This window comes from Tsukamurella paurometabola DSM 20162 (assembly GCF_000092225.1).
Lineage (GTDB): Bacteria > Actinomycetota > Actinomycetes > Mycobacteriales > Mycobacteriaceae > Tsukamurella > Tsukamurella paurometabola.
Genome location: NC_014158.1, coordinates 1,428,153 through 1,450,316, shown reverse-complemented (window position 1 = coordinate 1,450,316; position 22,164 = coordinate 1,428,153). Strand labels below are relative to the sequence as shown.

At 69.2% G+C, this 22,164-nt stretch carries 14 protein-coding genes; 7 read left to right on the top strand and 7 right to left on the bottom strand.

Going from position 1 to position 22,164, the window contains the following annotated elements; genetic code table 11:
- Positions 1-89: 89 nt before the first annotated feature.
- The 3 genes from TPAU_RS06935 (at position 90) to nirD (ending at position 6,888) form a co-directional block, all read left to right on the top strand.
- Complete coding sequence (locus tag TPAU_RS06935) at positions 90-3,788, top strand: bifunctional nitrate reductase/sulfite reductase flavoprotein subunit alpha (protein ID WP_013126047.1); 3,699 nt, start codon at positions 90-92, stop codon at positions 3,786-3,788.
- 138 nt (positions 3,789-3,926) lie between these two features.
- On the top strand, positions 3,927-6,476 hold the full coding sequence (gene nirB, locus TPAU_RS06930; protein ID WP_013126046.1) for a nitrite reductase large subunit NirB: 2,550 nt from the start codon (positions 3,927-3,929) through the stop codon (positions 6,474-6,476).
- A gap of 1 nt (position 6,477) precedes the next feature.
- Positions 6,478-6,888: a nitrite reductase small subunit NirD gene (gene nirD, locus TPAU_RS06925; protein WP_013126045.1), complete on the top strand. Its 411-nt coding sequence runs from the start codon at positions 6,478-6,480 to the stop codon at positions 6,886-6,888.
- A gap of 71 nt (positions 6,889-6,959) precedes the next feature.
- Here the strand turns inward: nirD and TPAU_RS06920 are convergent, their stop codons facing one another.
- From TPAU_RS06920 to TPAU_RS06910, 3 genes are read right to left on the bottom strand one after another with little or no spacing between them, the layout of a single operon-like run.
- Positions 6,960-7,676 carry a sirohydrochlorin chelatase gene (locus TPAU_RS06920; protein ID WP_013126044.1) on the bottom strand — a complete coding sequence of 239 codons (717 nt, stop codon included), beginning with the start codon at positions 7,674-7,676 and terminating at the stop codon, positions 6,960-6,962.
- A 23-nt stretch (positions 7,677-7,699) separates the two neighbouring features.
- Positions 7,700-8,836, bottom strand: coding sequence for a uroporphyrinogen-III synthase (locus tag TPAU_RS06915; protein ID WP_013126043.1), 1,137 nt, complete (start codon positions 8,834-8,836; stop codon positions 7,700-7,702).
- A 26-nt stretch (positions 8,837-8,862) separates the two neighbouring features.
- Positions 8,863-10,275: a nitrate/nitrite transporter gene (locus tag TPAU_RS06910; protein WP_013126042.1), complete on the bottom strand. Its 1,413-nt coding sequence runs from the start codon at positions 10,273-10,275 to the stop codon at positions 8,863-8,865.
- A gap of 155 nt (positions 10,276-10,430) precedes the next feature.
- Here TPAU_RS06910 and TPAU_RS06905 point away from each other — a divergent pair, with 155 nt between their 5' ends.
- Positions 10,431-11,642 (top strand): cation:proton antiporter, encoded by a 1,212-nt coding sequence (locus TPAU_RS06905; protein ID WP_013126041.1) that lies wholly within the window; start codon positions 10,431-10,433, stop codon positions 11,640-11,642.
- Between the two features lie 4 nt (positions 11,643-11,646).
- On the opposite strand, the gene TPAU_RS21840 is transcribed toward TPAU_RS06905, so the two are convergent.
- Entirely contained in the window at positions 11,647-12,174 is a 528-nt protein-coding gene (locus TPAU_RS21840) for a single-stranded DNA-binding protein (RefSeq protein ID WP_013126040.1), read from the bottom strand.
- A gap of 144 nt (positions 12,175-12,318) precedes the next feature.
- Positions 12,319-15,636 carry a carboxylic acid reductase gene (gene car, locus TPAU_RS06895; RefSeq protein WP_013126039.1) on the bottom strand — a complete coding sequence of 1,106 codons (3,318 nt, stop codon included), beginning with the start codon at positions 15,634-15,636 and terminating at the stop codon, positions 12,319-12,321.
- A gap of 230 nt (positions 15,637-15,866) precedes the next feature.
- Between car and TPAU_RS06890 the strand changes: the two genes are divergently transcribed.
- The 3 genes from TPAU_RS06890 to TPAU_RS06880 are packed head-to-tail and all read left to right on the top strand — an operon-like array spanning position 15,867 to position 19,303.
- Positions 15,867-16,985 (top strand): LLM class flavin-dependent oxidoreductase, encoded by a 1,119-nt coding sequence (locus TPAU_RS06890; protein WP_049825951.1) that lies wholly within the window; start codon positions 15,867-15,869, stop codon positions 16,983-16,985.
- A 24-nt stretch (positions 16,986-17,009) separates the two neighbouring features.
- Positions 17,010-18,119 carry a dimethylsulfone monooxygenase SfnG gene (gene sfnG, locus TPAU_RS06885; protein WP_013126037.1) on the top strand — a complete coding sequence of 370 codons (1,110 nt, stop codon included), beginning with the start codon at positions 17,010-17,012 and terminating at the stop codon, positions 18,117-18,119.
- On the top strand, positions 18,116-19,303 hold the full coding sequence (locus tag TPAU_RS06880; protein ID WP_013126036.1) for an SfnB family sulfur acquisition oxidoreductase: 1,188 nt from the start codon (positions 18,116-18,118) through the stop codon (positions 19,301-19,303). Before sfnG ends, TPAU_RS06880 begins: the two co-directional genes overlap by 4 nt.
- 3 nt (positions 19,304-19,306) lie before the next feature.
- Here the strand turns inward: TPAU_RS06880 and iolD are convergent, their stop codons facing one another.
- Together iolD and iolB are read right to left on the bottom strand one after the other, a co-directional pair.
- Positions 19,307-21,241: a 3D-(3,5/4)-trihydroxycyclohexane-1,2-dione acylhydrolase (decyclizing) gene (gene iolD, locus TPAU_RS06875; protein ID WP_013126035.1), complete on the bottom strand. Its 1,935-nt coding sequence runs from the start codon at positions 21,239-21,241 to the stop codon at positions 19,307-19,309.
- The gene (gene iolB / locus TPAU_RS06870) at positions 21,238-22,161 is read right to left on the bottom strand and encodes a 5-deoxy-glucuronate isomerase (protein WP_013126034.1); all 924 of its coding nucleotides are present in this window, start codon (positions 22,159-22,161) and stop codon (positions 21,238-21,240) included. Before iolB ends, iolD begins: the two co-directional genes overlap by 4 nt.
- Positions 22,162-22,164: the final 3 nt, after the last annotated feature.

The following is a 22,164-nucleotide window of genomic DNA, read 5'->3' as shown; positions in this document are numbered from 1 at the left end:
AGCCCCGATCGCGGTACCGGGCGGACCTCGACACATCGCCGTAACACGCATGCCCGCGACCGGAAACAGCGGCGACGAACCGTGGAGGCATGACGACGACGGCCGCCACGGTGTGCGGATACTGCGGGGTGGGCTGCGGCCTGAACCTGCAGGTCCGCGACGGCCGGGTGATCGCGTCCGTCGGCCGCGAAGACCATCCGTCGAACCGGGGCCGGCTGTGCACCAAGGGGGCCACCACCGTTGATCTGCTCGCCGCGGGTGGCCGGCAGAGCACCGGACTCGTCCGCGCCCACCGCGGCGGTGACCAGGCTCCAGTCGGCGCCGACGAAGCCGTCGCTGAGGCCGGGCGCCGCCTGCGCGCGGTGCGCGACAAACACGGCCCCGATGCGATCGCCGTCTACGTCTCGGGCCAGATGTCCTTGGAGGCGCAGTACCTCGCGACCAAGCTGGCCAAGGGCTTCCTGCGAACGTCCTGGCTGGAGTCGAACTCACGGCTGTGCATGGCCAGCGCCGGCACCGGCTACAAGCAGTCGCTCGGTGCCGATGGCCCGCCCGGCAGCTACGACGATCTGGACCACGCCGACCTGTTCCTGGTGATCGGCTCCAACATGGCCGACTGCCACCCCATCCTCTTCCTGCGGATGATGGACCGGGTCAAGGCCGGCGCGAAGCTCGTCGTGGTCGATCCACGGCGCACCGCGACGGCGGCGAAAGCCGACATCCACCTCGCGGTGCGCCCGGGCACCGATCTTGCACTGCTCAACGGCCTGCTGCGGCTGATCGTCGACGCGGGTGCCGTCGACGAGGGCTTCGTGGCCGCGCACACCGAGGGCTGGGAGGCGATGACCGCTCTCCTCGACGAATACCCGGTCGACCGCGTCGCCGGACTGACCGGGGTCGGCGAGGACCAGATCCGGGCCGTCGCCGAACTGGTGGCTGCGAACCGCAACTGGGTCAGCCTGTGGACGATGGGACTCAACCAGTCCACGCACGGCACCTGGAACACGAACGCCCTGGTGAACCTGCACCTCGCGACCGGCGCGCTGTGCCGGACCGGCGCGGGCCCGTTCAGCCTGACCGGCCAGCCGAACGCCATGGGCGGCCGCGAGATGGGATACATGGGGCCGGGACTTCCCGGCCAGCGTTCCGCGCTGGTGCCCGCGGACCGCGAATTCGCCGAGCGGGTCTGGAACCTGCCTCCCGGTACCGTCCGCACCCCGTCGCCGGGCGGCGGCACTATCGACATGTACCGTCGCATGAGCCGCGGCGAGATCCGCGCGGCATGGATCATCTGCACCAACCCCGTTGCCTCCGTAGCGAACCGGTCCACCGTGATCGAGGCGCTCCAGACCGCTGACGTCGTGATCGTGCAGGACGCCTACGCGGGCACGGAGACCGCCGCCTACGCCGACGTAGTGCTGCCCGCGGCTCTGTGGGCCGAGGCCGATGGGGTGATGGTCAATTCCGAACGCACCCTCACGCTGACCGAGGCCGCGACCCCGCCACCCGGAGAGGCCCGCCCGGACTGGCGGTTGATCTGCGATATCGCGCGCGAGCTCGGCCACGGAGACGCCTTCGACTATCCCGATGCCTCGGCGGTCTTCGACGAGTTCAAGCGGTTCCGGAACACCCAGACCGGCTGGGACGTGCGCGGCGCCGACCACGAACGGTTGCGTCGTGAGCCGGTGCAGTGGCCCGCGGCTCCTGGCGGCCCGGCGCGCAACCCGATCCGCTACCTCGACGCCGAGCGGGGACTGCGGTTCCCGACCCCGTCGGGACGCGCCCGGTTCCTGCCCCGCCCGTACCTTCCGCCGGCGGAACTCCCGGACGATGAGTTCCCGCTGCTGCTGACCACAGGCCGGACGGCGCATCAATGGCACACCATGACGAAGACGGGGCGGGTGGCGAAGCTGAACAAGCTCAATGCCGCCCCCTTCGTCCAACTGCACCCCGAGGACGCAGAACGCCTCGGGATCGGCGACGGCGATCGGGTCGAGATCCGCAGCCGGCGGGGCCGAGCGGTACTACCCGCCACGGTCGATCCCGCCGTGCGGCCCGGTGTGTGCTTCGCCCCGATGCACTGGAACGACGCCTTCGGCACCGACCTGGCGGTGAACGCCGTCACCAGTGATGCCGTCGACCCCGATTCCTTGCAGCCGGAGTTCAAGGCCTGCGCCGTGGCACTGACAGTGGTCGAGCACGCCGTCGTACCGGTCGCGGAGCCCGAAGACGAGATCGGCACCCCCGACCTCACGGTGATCTGGGCGTCGCAGACCGGTACCGCCGAGGCGTACGCGCATTCCTGTGCCGAGGCTTTCCGGGACGCCGGCCTCGCGGTCCGGTTGCGGAGCGCCGACGCCGTCTCGATCGCAGACCTGCGCAGCGACCGGGCCGGGACAGTCCTGTTCACGGTCTCGACCACCGGCGACGGTGACGCCCCCGACAACGGCCTCGCGCTATGGGATGCGCTCGCCCGCGCCGAACCCGGTGACCTCGATGACCTGCGGTACTCGGTGCTCGGCTTCGGCGACCCCAACTACGCCGACTTCTGCGGCTTCGCGCGCAAACTCGATGCTCGCCTCACCCACCTCGGCGGCGCCCGGATCGCCGAACGCGTCTCCTGCGAGCCCGAATTCGCCGAACCCGCCCGCCGGTGGCTGGACAGTGTCGCCTCGGCGCTCGGGACCAGGGCCCAGATCGCCGAGGCCGACGAATCCGAGTACAGCCGCACCCGTCCGCTGCGCACCACCCTCGTCCGGACCGCACGCCTGAGCGGCTCCGGATCGGCGAAGGACGTGCGCACCTTCGTCTTCGACCTACCGGAGGGCACGCTCAGCTACGCGGCGGGTGACGCACTGGGCATCTGGCCGCGCAACCGCCCCGAGGTGATCGCCGAATGGGCCACCCTCACCGGTGTCAATCCGGAGGCGGCACCGCTGGACACCCTCGATCTCACGCGTATCACCCCCGACCTGGTGCGATTCCTGCACGACCGGGCGCCGTCGCACGAACTGGACGCGGCCATCGCCGACCCCGGCGGATTCGCGGTCTGGTCGTGGGGCCGGCAGGCACTCGATCTGATCGCGCAGCACCCGGTACACGCGAGCGCCGACGAGTGGCTCTCCGTGCTGCGGCCACTCACCCCACGCCTGTACTCGATCAGCTCCAGCCCACTCGAGCACCCGCACGAGGTGGCGATCACCCCGTCTATCGTCGGCTTCGACGTGGCCGGAAGGCGACGGCACGGGGTGAGCACCGGCTATCTGGCAGGCCTGCGCCCCGGCGATGAAGTCGATCTTTTCATCCAGCGCACCAAACACTTCCGCCCGCCGGCGGATCCCGGAGCCCCTGCGATCATGATCGGCCCGGGCACCGGAGTGGCGCCCTTCCGCGGCTTCCTGCACGACCGGGCACGATCGGGGGCGAGTGGCGCGAACTGGCTGTTCTTCGGTGAGCAGCATGCGGCGACCGACTTCTACTACCGGCACGAACTCGACGCACTCAGCGCCGACGGCGTGCTCACCCGCCTCGACGTGGCCTTCTCCCGCGATTCCGCCGCCAAGGTCTACGTCCAGGACCGGATGCGCGAGCACGCGGCGGAACTGTGGCAATGGATCCGGGCCGGTGCGCATCTGTACGTGTGCGGGGACGCGAGCCGGATGGCCCGCGATGTGGACGAGGCACTGCGCGGCATCGTCGCCGAGCACGGGCACATGGCCCCGCGAAGTGCCGACGCCTATGTGGCCGCGCTCTCGGCGGAACGCCGGTACGTGCGCGACGTGTACTGAACGCGCTCACACCGCGCGCATGGCCGGTGTGAGGAAGCCGTGATCACAGCGCAACGCGGCAGCACCCCGTCGCAACACCGGGTCCATACCGTCGGTCTCATCAGCTTCGGGCATCGATCCCGGCGAGAGGAGACTCGAATGAACGCCCCGCGCACAGTGGTCGTGGTGGGACACGGCATGGTCAGCCACCGCTTCGTCGAAGCGCTGCGCGCCCGTGACACCGACGGCGTGTGGCGCATCGTCGTCTTCGGCGAGGAGGCCGACGCCGCCTACGATCGCGTGGGTCTCACCTCGTACGTAGGGGCGTGGGATCGAGGCGCGCTGGCCCTGTCCGGGAACGACTACCGCGGAGACGATCTGGTGGAGGTCCGGCTCGGGAGCCGGGTCGCGGCGATCGACGCCGCCGCCAAGTCGGTGACCACCGAATCCGGTGAGCGCACCGCCTATGACGCGCTGGTACTGGCCACCGGCTCATACGCCTTCGTACCACCGGTACCCGGTCACGACCTGCCCGGCTGCCACGTGTACCGCACGCTCGACGACCTCGATGCCATCCGCGCCGACGCCGAGGCCGCGGCAGCACGGGACGCCGAGTCGGTGGGCATCGTGGTCGGCGGCGGCCTGCTCGGGCTGGAGGCGGCGAACGCGCTGCGTTCGCTGGGCCTTCGCCCCCGGGTGGTCGAGGTCAATCCGCGGCTCATGCCGCAGCAGGTCGACTCGGGTGGCGGTGAGCATCTGGCTCGGATGATCTCCGAGCTCGGCATCGATATCAGCCTCTCGTCGGGAACCACTGACATCTCCCCCGGTGAGCACGGCCTGTCGGTGACACTCAAGGACGAATCGGTGGTCGACGCGGCGGTCGTGGTCTTCGCCGCCGGTGTGCGCCCGCGCGATGAGCTCGCCCGTGAGGCCGGAATCGCCGTCGGCGATCGCGGCGGCGTGCTCACCGACGTCGGTTGTGTCACCTCCGATCCCGACGTGTACGCGATCGGTGAGGTCGCTGCGATCGACGGGCGCTGCTACGGACTGGTGGGGCCCGGATACGCCACTGCGGAAGTCGTGGCGGACCGCCTGCTCGGCGGTGACGCCTGCTTCCCCGGTGCCGACATGTCGACCAAGCTCAAGCTGCTCGGCGTGGACGTGGCCAGCTTCGGCGACGCGCTCGGCACCACCGAGGGCGCCCTCGATGTGGTGGTGAGCGACCCGATCGGCGGCACCTACGCCAAGCTGGTGCTCTCCGACGACGCCTCGACCCTGCTCGGTGGCGTGCTCGTGGGCGATGCCTCGCAGTACGGTGTGCTCCGGCCGCTGGTCGGTTCGTCTCTGCCCGGCGATCCCGTCTCACTGATCGCACCGGTGGGCGACGGCTCCCCGGGTATCGGCGTCGGCGCTCTTCCCGAGTCGGCGCAGATCTGCTCGTGCAACGATGTCACCAAGGGCACACTGTGCGGCGCGATCGCCGAGGGCTCGTGCACGGTGGCGGAGCTCAAGGGCTGCACCGGGGCCGGCACCTCGTGCGGGTCCTGTGTGCCGCTCCTGTCGCAGCTGCTCGAATCCGAGGGCGTCACCGTCTCGAAATCGCTGTGCGAGCATTTCTCCCAGTCCCGCGCCGAGCTCTTCGAACTGGTGCAGGCGAGCGGCATCCGCACGTTCTCGGGCCTGATCGATCGGTTCGGTTCGGGCACCGGCTGTGACATCTGCAAGCCGACGGTGGCCTCGATCCTGGCCTCCACCAGCTCCGATCACATCCTCGACGGCGAGCAGGCCTCGCTCCAGGACAGCAACGATCATTTCCTGGCGAACATCCAGCGCAACGGCACCTATTCGGTGGTGCCGCGCATGCCCGGGGGCGATGTGACGGCCGAGCAACTCATCGTGATCGGCGAGATCGCCCGCGACTTCGGGCTGTACACCAAGATCACGGGCGGCCAGCGCATCGACATGTTCGGCGCCACCGTCGATCAGCTGCCGCTGATCTGGCGGCGCCTGGTGGACGCGGGTATGGAATCCGGCCAGGCCTACGGTAAGTCACTGCGCACCGTGAAGAGCTGCGTGGGCAGCGACTGGTGCCGTTACGGCCAGCAGGATTCGGTGCAGATGGCGATCGATCTGGAACTGCGCTACCGCGGCCTGCGGTCGCCGCACAAGATCAAAATGGGCGTCTCGGGCTGCGCCCGCGAATGCGCCGAGGCCCGCGGTAAAGACGTCGGCGTGATCGCCACCGAATCCGGTTGGAATCTGTACGTAGGCGGCAACGGGGGTATGACGCCCAAACACGCGCAACTGCTGGCCGGCGACCTCGACTCCGAGACGCTGATCAAGTACGTCGACCGGTTCCTCATGTATTACATCCGCACCGCCGACCGGCTGCAGCGCACCGCGCCCTGGGTGGAGTCGCTCAAGGGCGGTATGGAACGCCTGCGGGAGGTGGTGATCGACGATGCTCTCGGCCTGAACGCCGATTTCGAGGCCACCGTCGAGCGGCACGTCGACGGGTACGGCTGCGAGTGGAAGGGCGTGCTCGATGATCCCGACAAGCTCGCCCGGTTCGTCTCCTTCGTCAACGCTCCCGGTGCCCCGGATCCCACCGTCGAGTTCGGCGAGAAGAACGGTCGCCGGGTGCCGGTTCTCATGGGAACTCCGGCGATGCCCGCCCGCAAGACCTCGCTCACCGGTCAGGAGGCCTGAGATGACCACCGTCCCCTTCGATCTGCACCGCTGGACACGGGATTGGACGGCAGCCTGTCCGGTGGGCAGGCTAGAACCGCTACGCGGAGTGGCGGTGCTGCTGCCCGACGGCGCCCAGGTGGCTCTGTTCCGGTTGGCGGACGACAGTATCCGAGCGATCGGCAACATCGACCCGATCGGTCGGGCCGCGGTGATGTCGCGGGGCATCGTCGGCGATCGCGGGGGATTCCCGGTGGTGCAGTCACCGCTCAAGAAGCAGGCCTTCAGCCTGCTCGACGGACGCTGTCTCGATGCCCCCGACTTCTCGATCCCCGTGTACGACACCCGGATATCCTTGGACGGCACCGTGTTCGTGGCGAATTCACCCGAGATCAGATTCGGGTATCGGCCGCCTCGACCGGAATCCGCATAACGGAACGCTCATTGCGAGAGCACTGCGCCCCGCGACGAATCCTCGCGGGGCGCAGTCACGTCGCAGGCAGGTCAGCGCGCGGGCGCCACCCGGCCGGTGACCGCGAAGCCGGCGTGTCGGCGGCGCAGACACGCTAGACGCACCACCGCCGGATGCAGCCCCAGTGGATCGGCCACGATATCACCATCGGATTCGCGCAGACGCTGCTGGAACAGCCCCTCCGCCAATAGATATGAAGCTACCGCGACGGTCCGCGCACCGTCGGCACGGGCCGCCGCCACGACCTCGGGCACCGAGGGGTACCCGGAACCGTCCTTCGGTGGCGCCGCGAATGCGATGCGCACCCTGCCCCCGACCAGCGCCGAGAGCATCGCAGCAGTCGCCCGGATCTGCCCTTGTGCCTGGGGATCACGCGTGCCCGCCGCGGCCATCACCACGGCGTCGCCGCGACGCCAGCCGGCGTCGAGCAATCGTCCGAGCATGGCGCGCGCGAGCTCCGGCGATGGACCGAGTGCATCGGTGACGGTGACCGCGGGGTGCGCGGATTCAGCAATCTCGCGCGGAAGATCGTGGCACACATGGAATCCGCTGGATAGGAAGGCGGGTACCACGACGGTGGGGCGCTCCTCGAGGCTCGTCAGCACCTCGCTCGGGGTGGGTCCCAGAACATCGACGAAGGCCACCCGCACCTGCTCGTCCAGCCGATCCGCCATCGCCGCGGCGAGATCGGCGATCATCGCGACACCGTGGTTGTTGCGCGTACCGTGCGCCACCAGCAGGGTTCCCATATCGTCTCCTTCGCGTGCTCGGATCAGTGCTCGTCGAGCGCAAGCCGGTATCCCCGCTTGACCACCGTCGCGATGATCTCCTTGTGGCCCAGCCCGGTTCGCAACCGGGCGACGGCCGCCTCGACGGCGTGCGGATCGTCTCCGCCGAGCGCGGCGAGCAACTCGTCGCGGGAGACCACATCGCCGGGCTCGCGCGCGAGCAGGCGGAGCAGGGTGATCGAGGTGGGCGTGAGGTCGCGTTCGGCACCGTCGACGACGGCGCCGCGCGCGCGTAGTCCGAGGCTGTGCCCGGCCACCCGCAGGTCCGGCCTGCGGCCCGGAAGGTCCTGTTCGACCAGCCGTGCCAGGGCGCCGAGCCGCATCCGCTCGGGGGTCACCGATTCGATCCCCTCACGCTGCAGCGGGGTCGCGGTGACCGGCCCCACGCAGTACGCCACCACCGGGCCGGTGAGGGCGGCGCGCACCGAGTCGGCGACGCCGAGCTCGACGGCACGCTCCAACAGCGAGGCCGCGGCAGGAGCAGAAGTGAAGGTGACGGCGTCGACCTCGGCGAGAGCGATCGCCTCGACGATGCGGTCGAGGCCCGATAAGTCCTCCGGCTGCTCCCACCGGTACACGGGCACCGGCACGATCTCCGCGCCCAGGTCCCGCAGTCCGTCGAGCAAACCCGGGTTGGGGTCCCAGTCGTCGGTCGCGCCGTGCAGCTGGACGGCGACCCGCTGCCCGTGCAGATCCTCCCCCGCGAGGTGACTGAGCACCTCCGCCGACGATTCCGATTTGGGCGACCACTCCTCGCGCAAACCGGCGGCGCGCAGAGCGCCGGTGGCCTTGGGTCCGCGGGAGATCACCCGGCCGCCGCCAAGGGCGGCCACGAGGCCCTCCGCGACGCCCCAGCCCTCGGCGGCCTCCAGCCAGCCGCGGAAACCGATGCCGGTGGTGGCGACGAGCAGGTCCGGTGGTGCCGTGAGCAACTCGTCCGTGGCGGCGCGCAACCGCACATCATCGGACAGCGGCACCATGCTGATCGCGGGGGCCGCGACCACGGCGGCGCCGCGCCGGATGAGCAGAGTGGACAGCTCGTCGGCGCGGCGGGCGGCGGTCACGGCCACGGTGAAGCCGAGAAGTGGGGTGGCCGAGGCCTCGGTCGTCGGACCGGTCATCGGGCTCCTCTCCGGATAGGTCACCGTCACGTGTCAGCGGCTGTGCTGAGCGGTTCGCGGCGGTGCGTCCCGTCGAGCGTGCCATGCGCACTCGGCGCGGGGGTACGCACGTACACCTTCCAGGTGACCAGAGCGGCCACGACGTAGAAGGCGCCGAACACCCAGAAGGCGGTCGTCGCGGTGCCGCTCGCCTGGTAGGACGCACGCAACACCAGGTTGATTCCGACGCCTCCGAGACCGCCGACCGCACCTGCGATACCGATCACGGCGCCCGACATGGCGCGCGAGTAGTGGGTGCGGGTCGCCTCGTCGGCATCGAGTGACCGCGACTTGGCCTCGAAGATCGAGGGGATCATCTTGTACACCGAACCGTTGCCCAGTCCGCTGAGCAGGAACAGGGCGATGAATCCGGCGACATACGCCGCCATGGTCGCTCCGGTCGGTGCTCCCGTACCCGCGCTGGTGGCGGCGGCGATGAGGATTCCGGCGCCGGCGATCATGCCGGCGAACACGTACAGGGTCACGCGTCCGCCGCCGATGCGATCGGCGAGCTTGCCTCCGTAGACCCGCGCGATGGAACCGAGCAGCGGGCCGAGGAAGGCGATCTGCGCTGCCTGTAGCGATGCTTCGGCGGCGGTGGCGCCGCCCGCCTTGAAGGTCGCCTGGAGCACCTGGCCGAACGCGAAGGAGAAGCCGATGAACGAGCCGAAGGTACCGATGTAGAGGAGCGAGACGATCCAGGTGTCGCGGTCTGTGGCGGCCTTGCGCATCGCCGCGGTATCGACGGTGGGAACCTGCAGGTTATCCATGAAGAGGGCGGCACCGATGCCCGCGACGGCGAGCAGGACGAGGTACACGGCGCACACCCAATAGGGTTCGCCGGCACCGGCGGTCGCGATCACCAGCAGGCCAACCAGCTGCACGGCGGGTACGCCGATGTTGCCGCCGCCGGCGTTCAGGCCCAGCGCCCAGCCCTTGAGACGCTGCGGGAAGAAGGCATTGATGTTGGTCATCGACGAGGCGAAGTTGCCGCCGCCGAAACCGGTGAGCGCCGCGCACAGCAGGTACACCCACAGCGGCTGACCTGGATGAGCGAGGATCACGATGGTCGCGATCACCGGGATCGCCAGCACGAAGGCGCTGAACACGGTCCAATTGCGTCCGCCGAACCGTGCCGTGGCGAGCGTGTACGGCAGCCGCAGCAGCGAGCCGACGAGGGTCGCGGTGGCGCCGATGAGGAACTTGTCGGCAGTACTGAGGCCGTACACGTCCTGCGGCATGAACAACACCATCACCGACCACAGCGACCACACCGAGAATCCGACGTGCTCGGCGGCGACGGACCAGAACAGATTCCGCTTGGCGATCTTCTCGCCGCCGTTCTCCCACTGCTCGGTGTTCTCGGGATCCCAGTCGGTGATCGTGTGTGAGCGCGCCATGGTCGACCTCCTGTGCAGCGTGGGGACGCGAATCGAATGCCCCCGAAGGTAGGGAAGCCATGTTGCGGTCCCGCACCCGCGCGTGTCCCGCCGGTAAACCCGTTCTCACGGCGGCGTAACACCGGCGGTGAGCCGAGCGGTGGAACAATCGCCCCATGATTGCGGCGATCCTGGTGGCGACCTCTGCGTTCATCGTGTGGTGTCTGCTGGCGAACCGCATGGAACGGTGGTGGATCTCCGCGCCACTGGTCATGGTCCTGGCCGGCGGGGCGGTCGGGATCGGCGCGCACGGAGCGATCACCATGGCATTGAACACGACGGCCGCGCAGCGGGCCGCCGAGATCATCCTGGCCGTCCTCCTCTTCGTGGACGCGACCGAGGTCCGCGGTTCACTCCTCGGGCGCTATCCGCGGCTCGCCGCCCGCGGCCTGTTCATCGGTATCCCCGTGAGCCTCGCGATGACCATGCTCGTCGGCTGGTTCCTGTTGCCCCGCCTGGGGTGGTCGGTGCTGTTGCTGGTAGCGTGCGTGATCGCGCCGATCGACTTCGCGTCGGCGCCGTCGCTTCTGCGCGACCGGCACGTACCCGAACGGGTGCGCGACGTCCTCACGGTCGAGTCCGGATACACCGACGGCCTGGTGACCCCCGTCTTCCTGTTCGCGCTGCTGTGGGCCGATCCCGCCAACGACAGCGACGACCCGATCGCGGCGCTGGTCAACGCAGCGCCGTCCTCGCTCACCGCGCTGGCAGTGGGCGTGGTGATGGGCCTCGTCGTCGAGACGGGGCTCGTCCGCAGCGACGCTGCGGGGTGGTCGACCGAGCGGAGCCGGCGGCTGGCCCTGGTCGCGACGCCGCTCGTGACCTACGCCGCGGCGGTCGGACTCGGCGGCAACGGCTTCGTGGCGGCCTTCGTCTGCGGAATCGTCTACCGGTTCCGCCGCGGAAGCGCGGCGAACTCGGAGGTGGGTCTGACCGAGGACGTGGGGTCGTTGCTCACCGCGGCGATGTGGTTCGTCTTCGGTGCCGTGACCGTGATCGCGCTGGCCGACGGACTGCCATGGCAGGTTCTCGCCTTCGCGGCGATCGCGCTCACCGTGCTTCGGGTCCTGCCGGAGGCGGTGGCCGTGACCGGAAGCGGGCTACCCCGGTCCGAGGTCCTCGCTCTCGGCTGGCTCCGCCCGCGCGGCACGTCGACCATCGTGTTCGCCTTGATCGCCTTCAACACGCTCCCCGACGGCGACGCCGCGGATCTGATCCTGACGCTCGCCACACTGGTGGTGCTGGGCAGCATCGTGCTGCACACCGTGGGCGCCCCGGTCGCCGTCGCCGGCCACGACCGGCGAGTGCGCCGCCGGGCCGGGGACTGACGCCTCAGAAGTCCGGAACGACCGCGAGTGCGGGTGCTTGCTCACCGACCGATCCGTCGGAGGTGGACGCGGTGCCCGCACCGGACTCGCCCTCGCGCTCCGTCGATTCGGAATCCGGTGCGCCGGACTGCGCCACACCGGCCGCCGGTGCCGCTTCCCGGGTGCGCTCCCCCGGGCCGGTGTACATCGCACCGCACAGCCGCAGGTTCAGGCCTATCCCGTCGGCCTTGAGGTCGAGCGAGCTGTGCTTGTGACCGTCGGCCCCGTCGAAGGTCTCGTGCTTGAGCTCGCCGTGCACCATCACCGGGCGCCCCTTGGCGATCACCCCGCGGGCATTGCGGGCGAGCGCGCCGAAGGCCTTGACGTTGAGCCAAAGGGTGCTGGTCTGCTGCCACACGCCGTTGTCGTCGATGTAGCCGTTGTTGTGGGCCATGGTGAAGCTCAGGAAGTCGTGCCGCTCGTCCCTCGCGGACTGGCGATAGGTCAGATCGTTGGTCACGTATCCGGCGGCGTAGATCATCACTCCGGGCATGACGCCCTCCTCGTCCTCGTCGAGGGAGGCGGCGAGTCCGGCCTCCCGCGTCGAGTCTCACGTGCGGGGCCCGCCGCGGACGGTGTCCGCGGCGGGCCCTGTGGAGGAAACACGTTACATACGCTTACCTGTGGATCGAGCCTCTCAGTCGCGCGCACCGGGCGCGAGCCAGCCCGCGGTCTCGAAGTCGCGCAGGTACTTCTCGATCAGGGCGCGATCGAGCACCGGGATGTCCCCCGGTCCTACTCCGGTCTCACGCACCGCACCACGGAACCGGTCCACCGACAGCGCGGAGGTCCCGGCGGCCGGAGCCGGCTCGCGCACCGCGTGCAGCAGGGGCAGCACCGACCGCTGGCGCGCCTCATCGGGGAGCTGCTGGAGCGCCTGCTCGAACCGGGCGAACCAGGTGTCGTAGTCGTCGATCCGTTCGATGCTCCGGCCCGAGGCGGCGATCCAGTCGACGAAGCTGTCCAGGCTCACGCCGTCATCGTTGGCGTTGAGCACGTGGAAGGTCCGGTACCCCGAACGCCCCGCGGCGCTGAGCGTGGTGATCGCTTCGGCGGTGAAGTCCACCGGCAGCCCGTCGTAGTGCGGGCGGTGTCCACTCGGATCCGGCGTGTAGAACGACGCCGGCGCCAGTCCGGTCTCGGCGATACTCAGGAGCAGGCGGGTGAACTGGTCGACCTCGTTGAACTGTCCGTGGAATCGACTGTGCGCCAAGATCATATCGGAGCGGAACACCCGCACCGGCAGGTCCGCCAGGTCGGCTGCCTCATGCAACAGCACTTCGCCCGCCCATTTGCTCACGGCGTAGCCGTTCGCGTAGGCATCGGCCCCGATGCGCCGTTCGGCGCCGAGCTCGCGAACATCGTCGTCCTCGACCAGGACGCGGCCGTCATCCTGCGGAACCACAGCCACCGTGGAGACGTAATCCACGGACTTGCGGCGCGTGGTGAGTGCGAGTCGCACCACTTCGCCGGTGGCCACCACATTGGGACCGAACAGTTGGTCGTAGGGCAGCACGTGGTTGACGAGCGCGCCGCAGTGCACCACGTGATCGACTCGCCCGGCGAGATCGCTCCAGGTGGCATCGTCGAGTCCGAGTGCGGGGCTGCCGAAGTCACCGGCGATCACGTGGAGGTGATGCTCCGCGAGTGACGTGAACTCTTGTGTCAGGTCAGGATCCGAGTCACCGATCGCGGCCGTGACGCGGCGTCGCGCATCGTCGGCGTCGGCGCCGCGCACCAGCGCGATCACGGTGCCGCCGTGCGGAGCGACCCGTCGCAACCAGTCCAGCAGCAGGAAGCGGCCGAGGTAGCCGGTGGATCCGGTGAGCAGCACGGTGTTCGGCTCACCGGTCGCCGCGGGAAGCGTCGGCGCGAGCGCGAGGAGCTCGGGGTCGATGAACTTCTCCAGCGTCAGGTCGGTGGCCCGGGCGACGCTCGCACCCACGCCGTGCACCGAGTCGGCGGTCGGTGCCGCGACGCCACCCGATCGAGCCTTCTCGATGTGCCGGGCGACGCCGCCGAGTGTGGCGGTCGGTCCGACGATCGTCTGCACGGGGACGGGCACGTCGTAGAGGCCTTCGAGCGTCGTCGCGAGCGAGAGCGCCGACAACGAGTCGCCACCGAGGTCGCCGAATCGAGTGTCGGCGTCGAAGTCCGCGATATCCGCGCCGAGCGTCAACGCAGCCGCCCCGAGCACGGTGTCGATGATCGGGCCCGAGGCGTCGAGAGCGCGCAAGCCCTCGCGTTGACGGGTGTCGGCCTGGGCGTAGAGGTCGTGCAACCGGTCACCGTAGCGGGCGATGAGGGCCGGGCGCACCAGCTTGCCGATCCCCGACCGCAGCCCGTTCTCCTGAGAGAAGGGATCACGTTCGATGAGCACATCGCGCGGCACCTCGTAGGCAGCGAGATCGTTCTCACGGGCGATCGCGGCCAGGCCATCGAGTACGCGGGTGCGGGTCTGCGCATCGGTCTCGCCGTCGGGTCCCGGCGCGGGCACGACGACGCCGATCAGGTAGGAGCGTTCGCTGGTTCCGTACAGGAAGATCTGGTGCACATCGGGACCGGCGGCGTAGATGGCCTCGAGTTGGGCGATCGGCACGAACTCTCCCTGTGCCAACTTGATCACGTTGCTCCGCCGGTCGACGTACTCGAGCCGGTCGGGTCCCAGCTCGGCCATCACATCGCCGGTGCGGTAGAAGCCTTCGTCGTCGCGGATCCGCTTGTCGGAGTTGTAGTACCCGGGAATCAACTGCGTCGACTTGACCAGGAGTTCGCCGCGTGGATGCGGGGAGTCGGTGACGAAGTAGCCCAGTTCGGGGACATCGATCAGCTTGTACTCCGTGACCGGCGGCCGAACGACCACTCCGTCGCGGATGACACCACCGGCCTCGGTGGATCCGTAGCCGATCTGGATATCGATTCCGAGCAACCACTCCATGAAGGTCTGCAGCTCCGACGAGAGGGCGGCGCTACCGCACATCGCGGCCTGCAGCCGACCGCCGAGTACCCGGTCACGCAGTTCGACGCGCGCGGTCTCCGCATCAGTGTCCGCCTCGACGGCCAGATAGCGCTGGTGTATCAGCTCGCACACGCGGGGCACCAGGCCGATGGCGGTGGGCCGGGCGGCGGCGAGGTCGTCGAACAGGGTGGACATATCGGAGGCGCCGGCGAAGTACCCGGTCCCGCCCGATGCCAGGCCGGCGATCAGCCAGTTGCGCCCGTACATATGGCTCATAGGCAGGAAGTGCAGGAGCGACTCGGCCGGCATGTCGATGTCGACGATGCTGTCCACCTTGAGCCAGGCATCGCGAACCAACTGCTCGGTGTACATGGCCCCCTTCGGGGTACCGGTGCTGCCGGATGTGTAGATGAGCGTGACGAGAGGATCGGTGCCGGGCTCGGGCGCGAAGAACTCCGGTGCCGGCAGGGCGGAGCCGGAAAGGATGTCCGCCTCGATGCCCTCGTAGCCGTCGCGTTCGCCGTCGAAGACGACCACCCGCGGGGTAGCCGCGGACTCGGCCAGAGCCTCCTGGGCGAGGTCGACCTGATCGGCACTCACGGCGAGGATCTTCGGCCGGGTCTCATCGAGGATGGTCGCGATGCGAGCGGCGGGGGCCCCGGCCTGGAGCGGCACGTTCGGGGCGCCGAGCAGTGTGGTCGCGAGGTCGACGGTCACGAAGTCCGAGCTGGTGAAGCCGAGGATGGCGACGAAGTCTCCCGGAGCCACTTCGCTCTGCCAGGAGGCCACCAGCGCGGTGACGCGCCGCCAGATCTCCCGATAGGAGACGGTGGCGTAGGGGGTCCCCGGCCCCGCCTCGCGGGTCGCGAAGGCCGGACGATCCGCGAACTGGGCGAAGATCCTGGCGATCACCTGCGGCAGTCGCTCGGTCTGCTGGTCGGCGGGGGGCACCGAGCCCTCTGCGGGGACGCCGTTCTGCACCGTCTCAATCGACATCTGACACCTCATTTCACTACGGAACTCTAACTAACCCCTTCTCTAGCTTAGCTACTGATCGGTAGGTTCGCACGTTCGACGCATCACGAGCCGAAACCTGGCCCCCCGGGCCGCGCGGTGGTGGACTTGCGCTCCGTATCCCGCCCCACTGACGGAAGGCTGCCGTGAGCTCGCCCAACCCTCTCCACCTGCACTGGTTCCTGCCCACCTACGGCGATTCGCGGAACCTCATGGCCGGAGGGCACGGCAGCTCGATGAGTGGCGATCGCCCCGCGAACCTGCACTATCTGAAGCAATTGGCACTGGCCGCGGAATCGAACAAGTTCGAGGCCGTGCTCATCCCGACCGGCCTGTGGTGCGAGGACGCCTGGCTCACGGCGGCGCTCCTCACCGAGTCCACCGAGACGCTGAAGTTCCTCGTCGCACTGCGGCCGGGCCTGGTCAGTCCGTTGCTCTCCGCCCAGATGGCGAGCACCTTGCAGTGGCAGTCGGGCGGCCGGGTACTGCTCAACGTGGTGACCGGAGGCGAATCATCCGAGCAACGCGCCTTCGGTGACGGGCTCAGCAAGGACGAGCGGTACGCCCGCTGCGGCGAGTTCCTCGACATCACCCGCAAGCTCTTCGAATCCACCGAACCCGTCAACGTGCAGGGGCAGTACGTGTCCGCCGAGAACGCCCTCCTCGCACGCCGCCCTGAGCCCGCACCCCCGATCTTCTTCGGCGGCAGCTCGCCCGCCGCGGGCGATGTGGCCGCCGCATACGCCGACACGTACCTCACCTGGGGCGAACCGCCCGCCCAGGTGGCCAAGAAGCTCGACTGGATTCGGGGCCTCGCCGCGGCGCAGGGTCGCGAGTTGACCTACGGCATCCGCCTGCACGTGATCTCCCGGGACACCTCCGAAGAGGCCTGGGCGGAGGCCAACCGCCTGCTCGGCAACCTCGATCCCGCCGCCGTGCGCGCGGCGCAGGCGAACCTCGCCAAGAGCGAATCCGAGGGCCAGCGACTCATGCGCGAACTCTACGGGGGCGGTGCGGCTTTCGACGAGGCCGCCGATGCCCGCTCGCTTCAGGTGTACCCGGGTCTGTGGACCGGCGTCGGCCTGGTTCGCGGCGGCGCCGGCACCGCGCTGGTCGGTTCGCACGACGAGGTCGCCGATCTCATCGCCGAATACGCGGCCCTCGGACTCGATCACTTCATCCTCTCCGGATACCCACACCTGGAAGAGGCCTACCACTTCGGCGAGGGTGTGCGCCCTCGCCTTGCTGCCCGCGGACTGCTCAACGACGGCACCGCGCCGTCGGAGCCCGTGCGCGGCGCCTTCCTGCCCGACCTCTCCCCCACCTCCTAGCAGCCCGAGCCGAAGGGAAGCACCATGAGCACCGAGAAGATCGCCGACGAGATCAAGTTCGCCTACTGGGTCCCCAACGTCTCCGGTGGGTTGGTCACCAGCGACATCGAACAGCGCACCAGCTGGGACTTCGACTACAACAAGAAGCTGGCGCAGACCGCCGAGCGGGTGGGCTTCGAATACGCGCTCTCGCAGGTCCGATACATGGCGAGCTACGGCGCCGAGTACCAGCACGAGTCCACCTCGTTCAGCCTCGCCCTGCTGGGCGCGACCGAGAAGCTCAAGGTGATCGCTGCCGTCCACCCCGGCCTGTGGCATCCGGCAGTCCTCGCGAAGTTCGGCGCCACCGCCGACCACCTGTCGAACGGTCGATTCGCGATCAACGTGGTCTCCGGCTGGTTCGCCGGCGAATTCAAGGCACTCGGTGAGCCCTGGCTCGAGCACGACGAGCGCTACCGCCGCAACGCCGAGTTCCTCGAGGTGATCCGCAAGATCTGGACCGAGGACAACGTGGACTTCGGCGGGGACTTCTACCGGATCCGCGACTTCACCCTCAAGCCCAAGCCGCTCAACACACCCGAGCGCCCCAACCCGGAACTGTTCCAGGGCGGCAACTCGTCTGCGGCACGCGTCAACGGCGGCCGGTACGCCGACTGGTACTTCTCCAACGGCAAGGACTTCGACGGCGTCACCGACCAGCTCGACGATCTGCGTCGCGTGGCCCGGGAAGCGAACCGCGAGGTCAAGTTCGGCCTCAACGGCTTCATCATCGCCCGCGACACCGAGAAGGAGGCGCGGGACACCCTGCGCGAGATCATCGAGAAGGCGAACAAGCCGGCGGTCGAAGGGTTCCGGGATTCGGTGCAGCAGGCGGGCAAGTCCACCTCGGACGGGCGCGGCATGTGGGCCGACTCGACATTCGAGGATCTGGTGCAGTACAACGACGGCTTCCGCACCCAGTTGATCGGCACACCGGAGCAGGTCGCGGAGCGGATCGTCGCGTACAAGGAGCTCGGGGTGGATCTCATTCTCGGCGGCTTCCTGCACTTCCAGGAGGAGATCGAGTACTTCGGCGAGAAGGTGCTACCGCTGGTCCGTGAGATCGAGGCGAGCCGCGCGGGAGCGCTGGTGTGACCCTGGCGCCCGCGATCGATTCCGCCGAGGCCGCGTTCGAGTCGGCGCGGCACCTGGCGAGCCGGTTCGCCGCGACTGCGGCCGACCGGGACCGCGAGCGGCACCTCCCGCACGCCGAAGTCGAGTATCTCTCCGACGCAGGCCTGTTCGCGCTCACCGTGCCCGCGCGATTCGGCGGCCCCGATCTGCCACCCTCCGCGGTGGCAGAGGTGTTCCGCATCCTGGCCACTGCGGACGGTTCGCTCGCCCAGATCCCGCACAGCCACTACGTGTACCTCACCGCGCTGCGTCTCGCGGCGCCGGAGGACTTGCAGCGCACCCTGTTCCAGCAGGTCCTCGACGGCGGACGGATCGCCAACGCCCAGTCCGAGAAGGGGGGTCGGACGGTCGCCGATATCGCGACCACGCTCACCCGCTCCGCTGACGGTGCCCGTCTGGACGGCGAGAAGTTCTACTGCACGGGCTCTCCCTACGCGCACATCCTCGCGGTCCTGGCTCGCGACGCGGACTCGGGAGAGCAGGTCATCGCTTTCGTGCCCGCGGATACCCCCGGAATCACGGTGGTGGACGACTGGAACGGGCTGGGGCAGCGCACCACGGGGAGCGGCACGGTCCGGTTCGTCGATGTTCCGGTTCCGCCCGGCTCGATCGTTCCGCGCTCCCCCGCCGTGTCCGAGCCCACCGGATACGGCGCCTTCGCCCAGCTGCTGCACGTCGCCATCGATACGGGACTCGCCCGCGGCGCACTCGAGGCCGCGGCCGAGTTCGTCCGCACCACGTCCCGGCCGTGGTTCGAGGCGGACGTCGACCGGGCCGAGGACGATCCTCTGGTGATCCAGCGATTCGGCGAACTCACCGTGACGGTCCGCGCCGCGGAGGCCGCGCTCACCGTGGCGGGCACTGCGGTGGACACCGCCTTCCAGGTTCCGGGGCTGGAGCAGGCCGCAGCGGCATCGCTGGCCGTGGCCACGGCCAAGGTGCTCGCCGATCGCGCGGCGACGGAGGTACCGTCGGCGCTGTTCGAGGTGAGCGGCACCCGGAGCGCGGGTGGCGACCTCGGACTTGACCGGTTCTGGCGGGACGCCCGCACGCACACGCTGCACGATCCGGTGCGCTACAAGGTGCACCATCTGGGCCGCAGCACCCTCAATCGAGTGCCGCCGCCGTTGCACGGCGTGCTCTGATCGTCAGCCCAGGAGTGGGCGCTGCCGCGGGCGCTGCCGTTCGTACTCCGCGCGCGCGGCGCGAGTGCTGTCCACGGTCGACACCTCCGCGACCGGTACATCCCACCAGCCGTCGCCGTCGGGGGCGTACACCAGCGGGTCGCTGTGCAGATGGATCACCGTGGGGCCACTCGCGGCCTTGGCGGTGCCCACGGCCCGCGACAACTCCCCGAACGCATCCGGTCCCGGTGCGATATCGATGACGTCGACGCCGTAACTAGCGGCATTCGCGGCCAGATCGACCGGGAGGTATCCGGAGCCGGCCGCGGGATCGCCGGTTCGCGCGTACCGGTAGCGCGTGCCGTACCGCTGGGAGCCGATGGTCTCGGACAGGTGGCCGATCGAGGCGTACCCCTGGTTCTGCACGATGATCACGATCAGCTTGATGCCCTCGGCCACCGCGGTCACCAGTTCTGTATGCAGCATCAGGTACGAACCGTCGCCCACCATCACGACCACGTCGCGGTCGTCTCCGTCCGCGAGCAACCCACGTTTGGCACCGAGACCGCCGGCGATCTCGTAGCCCATGCAGGAGAAGGCGTATTCGACGTGGTAGCCGAGCGGATCACGCACTCGCCACAGCTTCTGCAGATCACCGGGGAGCGATCCCGCCGCCTGCACGATCACATCGCGCGGGTCCATCGCCGCGTGCACCGCGCCGATGATCTCGGGCTGGCCGAGCAGCGCACCACCGGTCGGGGCCAGCGCGAGATCGACGGTCCGGTCCCACTCCTGTTTGCGGGCAGCGACATCGTCGGCGTAACCGGAATCCACTCGGTACCCGCTCAGTTCGACGCGGAGAGCATCGAGCGTGGCACGAGCGTCGGCGATCACCGGGAACTGCGAGCCGTGTTTGTAGGCGTCGAAAGCGGCGACGTTGACGTTGACGAAGGTGACACCGGCGTCCTGGAAGGCAGTGCGACTGGCGGTGGTGAAATCGCTGTAGCGGGTGCCGATTCCGATCACGACATCGGCGTGCGCTGCGGTCGCGTTGGCGGCGAAGGTGCCGGTGGCGCCGATGCCGCCGAGATTCTGCGGGTGGTCCCACACCAGTGATCCGCCGCCGGCCTGGGTGGTGCCCACCGGGATTCCCGTCGCCTCGACGAAGGCACGCAGCGCGTCCTCGGCTCCGGAATGAATCACGCCGCCGCCGGACACGATCAGCGGCCGGGCCGCCCCGCGGATCGCCTCCACGGCACGGGCCAGCGGACCGCGTTCGGGCAGGGGACGGCGCAGGTGCCAGTCCCGGTCGGCGAGGAACTCCTCAGGTACGTCGATGGCCTCGGCCTGGACGTCCTCGGGCAGCGCGATGGTCACGGCCCCCGTCTCGGCCGGGTCGGTGAGCACACGGAGCGCGGCGAGCGCGATCGAGAACAACTGTTCCGGCCGCTGCACCCGGTCGAAGAACCGCGACAGCGGCCGAAACGCGTCCGAGACCTGGATCCCGATGTCGTGCGGATGCTCGATCTGCTGCAAGACGGGGTCGGCGACCCGGGTGGCGAACGTGTCGGAGACGAGCAACAGTGCGGGCATCCGGTTCGCGGTGGCGAGCGCCGCACCGGTGAGCATGTTCGCGGCGCCGGGGCCGACGGAGGCGGTGCAGGCGTACGTGCCGCGGCGACGGTGCATCCGCGCGTAGCCGACGGCTTGGTGCACCATGGCCTGTTCGTTGCGGGCCTGGTGATACGGCATCATGCCGGGGTCGTCGATCGAGGTCTGCAGCAGTGCCTGGCCGACGCCGGCGACGTTGCCGTGACCGAAGATTCCGAAGGTGCCGGGGATCGTCCGCTCGCGGATGGTGCTCACCGTTGCATCCGGTCCGCGAACTTCGTCGACGGTCCATTGGTGCGCGAGGAACTCGACGAGCGCCTGGCCGACCGTCATCCTGCGTGTGGTCATACCTGGCCTCCTTCAGTGGGTGCCGCCGTCGTATACGGCAGCCGGGCGTCGGGCGCCCGGGACGCCCAAGTCTCGCGGAGCCAGGCTTGGCGCGGGTCGTCACTGATCAGCCAGGCCCGGTCGGGATCCGGTCCGGCCATCACGTTGAGGTAGTAGAGGTCGTATTCGGGTGCGGCCATAGCGGGGCCGTGATACCCGAAGGGCACCAGCGCGATATCGCCGGAGCGAACCATCGCGTTGGTATCGATGTCGCCCGCGTTCGACGAATACGTGACGAAGTTGCCGAAGGGGTCCGCATCCGCAGGTACCACGCCGCTGGAGCGCAGTGAGCGCGCGGGTGCGGCCTCGAAGTAGTAGATCTCTTCGAGCCGGGTCTCGTGGCCCGCGACGTACTCGTCGTGCTTGTGCGCCGGGTGACTGCTCCAATTGCCGGCCGGTGTGATCACCTCGCACACGATGAGTGCCGCGGCGTCGAGTGTCGCCGGCGTCCCGAAGTTGTGCACCTGGCGAGTATCCCGCCCGGCTCCGCGCACCTCCACGGGAACGTCCTCGGCACGAATGTGTCGAGTGGGGAGGTGGATCGACGCCGGTGCCTCCGCCACCGCCACCCGCCCGGCGCCGCGCACCGTCACCCCGGTCCCGGCACCCGTGTAGAGCACATCGGTGGGGCCGTCGAAGACGCTGTGCCGTCCGGCCAGCGTGGTGGAACCGCCCTCGTGATCGACGACGCAGCTACCCGCCAGCGGAATGACGATGCGTTCGGTGCCGTCGCCCGGGAGAACCAGCGCGCGGCCACCGAGATCGGCGATCCGGATGCCGGTGTGCCGCCATCGCGGGATCGTGGTGTCCACCACCGATTCCCAGCCGTGGCGGGCCAGATCACCGCGCCGGTAGAACCACTCGTTGGGTGTCGCGGCCATGCT